2 protein-coding genes are annotated in these 3398 nt (G+C 59.2%); one reads left to right on the forward strand and one right to left on the reverse strand.

Annotated features, from left to right (window positions below; all coding sequences use genetic code 11):
• Positions 1–288: 288 nt before the first annotated feature.
• Positions 289–864 carry a T9SS type A sorting domain-containing protein gene (locus BEN47_RS21220; RefSeq protein ID WP_070724173.1) on the reverse strand — a complete coding sequence of 192 codons (576 nt, stop codon included), beginning with the start codon at positions 862–864 and terminating at the stop codon, positions 289–291.
• A 1222-nt stretch (positions 865–2086) separates the two neighbouring features.
• On the opposite strand from BEN47_RS21220, the gene pcaF reads away from it, so the two are divergent.
• On the forward strand, positions 2087–3292 hold the full coding sequence (gene pcaF, locus BEN47_RS00070; protein WP_070724174.1) for a 3-oxoadipyl-CoA thiolase: 1206 nt from the start codon (positions 2087–2089) through the stop codon (positions 3290–3292).
• The last annotated feature ends 106 nt before the right edge of the window (positions 3293–3398 follow it).

The following is a 3398-nucleotide window of genomic DNA, read 5'->3' on the forward strand; positions in this document are numbered from 1 at the left end:
AGACTACCAATCCGACCAAACCTTGCTCCAACGCATTGAATACGTCCTAAAACGAGTCGGAAAAAACTATACGATTAATTTTGCGTGACTGCTTAGTATTATCAGGCTGCGCATGCCCCGCGGTCTCAATAGGTGCTGGAGAGGGGGCTAACGATTGTTCCCGACCGCCGTTCCGCGCTGGGCAGGGGCGTGTTTTTACACTTACCTGTTACCGCTCGCCCTGACCGGCAGCTCGGCCGGCCGGAGCTTGGATTACTCGAACGCAGTTAGTGCGGCCGTCTTATTGGCTCACTTGCTGATGCGCTGGCTGAAGGTACCCTGGCTGGTAGTCAAGCGTACAATGTAAATACCCACGGGTAGAGCGTGCGTATCCATGGTCCAGCGGCCGACCTGGGTGGCATCGGCTGGGCAAGGCACCTGCTGCACGCGGCCCAGGGCATCGTATACTTTCACGCTGCTGGAAGCGGCCAATAGCTCGGCGGGGAGGGTGCAGTTCACTACCCATTCCTGGGGCAGGCGGCCGGGGTACACTTGCAGGTGTTGGGCGCTGGCGCGGCTCAGGGCCACGCTGCGCACCGGCGAGTAGGTGCTGGTGCCGTCAAAGTCGATTTGGCGCAGGCGGTAGTAGCTGGTGCCGGGTAGCGGGGCCTCGTCTACCACCGAGTAAGTGGAGCGACTCTGCACGTTGCCGCGGCCGGGCACGCTGCGAATACTGCGGAACGCCTTGCCTTCGGCCGAGCGCTCCACCTCAAAGCTGGCATTATTTTCCTCCGAGGCCGTTTCCCAGCGCAGCGCCACGCCCTGCTGCGCCGTGGCCGTGGCCGTAAACAGGACCAGCTTCACGGGCAAGGGCTTGCAGCCCATAGGGGTATTAAAAGGGTCACTGCAGTCACTTTCTTCACCGCTGGTAAACGGTGGCGGGCCACATAAGTCAGGGCTCATCTGCACGCAGATTTTCAGGTTGCACCCATTGTGCAATCTCGCTATTTGGTCTTTGTCGTTTTTGACTCCGAACACGCACCCCACAATGCCAAGTCTCCCATTGCCGCATAAGCTTTTGCTGAAGCCCCCTTTGGGAAGTATAAGGTTGCCCCCAACGACCATGATTCCGTCGATGATAATTTCACCCTTGAACAGCACAAGGTTGCATATCGTGTTTAGTTGGGCGCCGGAGTTGACGGTGATGGTTGCTTTGTTCACTGTCACCTGGTTGAAAGTGACGGCGTCCGCGGCCCCTGCTTCAATGGTAAGGGTGGTCTGTTCATTGGACGCTCTGTGGGTTCCCAGCAATAAGTTGCCCCCTTGAATGGTGCCCCCGGATTTTACAATAAGCGCCGACTTTTCCTCAACTATCAGCGAGTTGATATCATTACTTGTGCTGGGCAGTGTTAAGGCCCCGCCACTCGCTATTATCAAGGTGCCTCCGTCCAGAACGGTAATTGAACCACCCGTGCCAACGGTATAGGCAGCACTGAGGGTCACGGTATGTCCCTGGCCGATGATAAAGATGCTATTGGAACCGGAAACAGGCACGGCCGAGCACGATGGTGGCCCCGCTACATCAAACGACGAAAAGAATGAGCCACTGGATTTCGAGGTATAGGTGCACTGGGCATAGGCGCTAGTTGCACAGAGCACACAAAGCGCACCAGCAACAAGGAAAATTTGGAATAGATGTTTCATGACAGTAGCCTTTATCAGTGAAATGATGAAAATTGCTTATTGTTTAACCCATTACCAATTTAATCAAAATACATTATAATAAAAATAATTGTTTCACAAATGCAATTTATTTTAATCCATTAGTCTTCTCAGGCCTCTTGGATAGTCCGGCTTGGGCTCCCACGAACTTCAGAATAGGTAGCATGGCTGGCTGCAAGCAGGGGACTCCTTTGCTGAGGGTGAAGCCCAGAGGTGTGGGGCTGCTCCAGGCTTTCTGGCCGACCCCACGCGTTAGCGGTGACAGTGCCCATTGCCACGGAAGAACACGTCAGCAGCAAAGCGCGACAAAACCACAGTCAAACCTGTTGGGCCCGTGCGGGAGGCCGTTTGGCCGTAAATTGGCGCCTGCTTACTTATTCCCCCCATGACCGAAGCATACATTGTTGACGGCATTCGCACGCCGATTGGAAACTTTGGCGGCACGTTGGCCCCCGTTCGCCCCGATGACCTCGCGGCCCACGTTATTCAGGAGCTGCTCCGGCGCAACCCCACGGCCGACCCCGCGGGCATTGCTGATGTGATTCTGGGCTGCGCCAACCAGGCCGGCGAAGACAACCGCAACGTGGCCCGCATGGCGCTGCTGCTGGCCGGCCTGCCGGCCTCCGTGCCCGGCGAAACCGTGAACCGCCTGTGTGCTTCGGGCCTGTCGGCCAGCATTGCCGCGGCCCGCGCCATCCAGAGCGGCGACGGCGACCTCATGGTGGCCGGCGGCGTGGAAAACATGACCCGCGGCCCGCTGGTCATCTCCAAAGCCAGTGCCGCCTTCGGCCGCGATTCGCAGATGTACGATTCCAGCTTCGGCTGGCGCTTCATCAACCCGCGCATGGAAGCGCTCTACGGCACCGATGCCATGGGCGAAACCGCCGAAAACCTGGCCGAGCGCGACCACATCAGCCGCGAAGACCAGGACCAGTTTGCGTACGAGTCGCACCAGCGCGCCGGCGCGGCGCGCGACTCGGGCCGCTTTGCCCGGGAAATTGTGCCCGTGCCCATTCCGCAGCGCAAGGGCGAACCGCTGCTCTTCGAACACGACGAATTTATTAAGGCCAATACGTCGCTCGAAGGCCTGGCCAAGCTGCGGCCCGCCTTCCGCAAAACCGGCTCCGTGACGGCCGGCAACTCCTCGGGTCTCAACGACGGCGCGGCGGCCCTGCTGCTGGCTTCGGAGGCGGGCCTGAAGCAGCACAACCTCACGCCCCGGGCCCGCATTGTGAGTATGGGCGTGGCCGGAGTCGAGCCGCGCATTATGGGCATCGGCCCGGTGCCTGCCAGCCAGCTGGCCCTCAAAAAAGCCGGCCTCACCCTGAACGACATCGACCTGATTGAGTTCAACGAGGCGTTTGCGGCCCAGGCGCTGGCCTGCATCCGCGGGCTGGGCCTTGAGGGCAACGACCCGCGCATCAACCCCAACGGCGGCGCCATTGCCCTGGGCCACCCGCTGGGCATGAGCGGCGCCCGCCTCCTCAACACGGCTGCCCTGGAGCTGCAGGAGCAACGCAAGCGCTACGCTCTCATCACGATGTGCATTGGCGTGGGCCAGGGCTACGCCGTGATTATTGAGCGGGTGTAAATAACCGACTAAACGACTATGGACTGGAAGTCCATAGGTTTGGGTTGCGAATGGAATTCGCGGGTTTCGGCTAAAGCCGACTGAAAGAAACCACTGAAAGTGGGTT

Origin of the sequence: Hymenobacter lapidarius, from assembly GCF_001816145.1 — a bacterium.
Classification (GTDB): Bacteria; Bacteroidota; Bacteroidia; order Cytophagales; family Hymenobacteraceae; genus Hymenobacter; species Hymenobacter lapidarius.

Bases quoted from the DNA above. Each gene is read 5' to 3' on its own strand.
- BEN47_RS21220 (WP_070724173.1), bottom strand. From the start codon at position 864: ATGGGCTGCAAGCCCTTGCCCGTGAAGCTGGTCCTGTTTACGGCCACG.
- pcaF (WP_070724174.1), top strand. From the start codon at position 2,087: ATGACCGAAGCATACATTGTTGACGGCATTCGCACGCCGATTGGAAAC.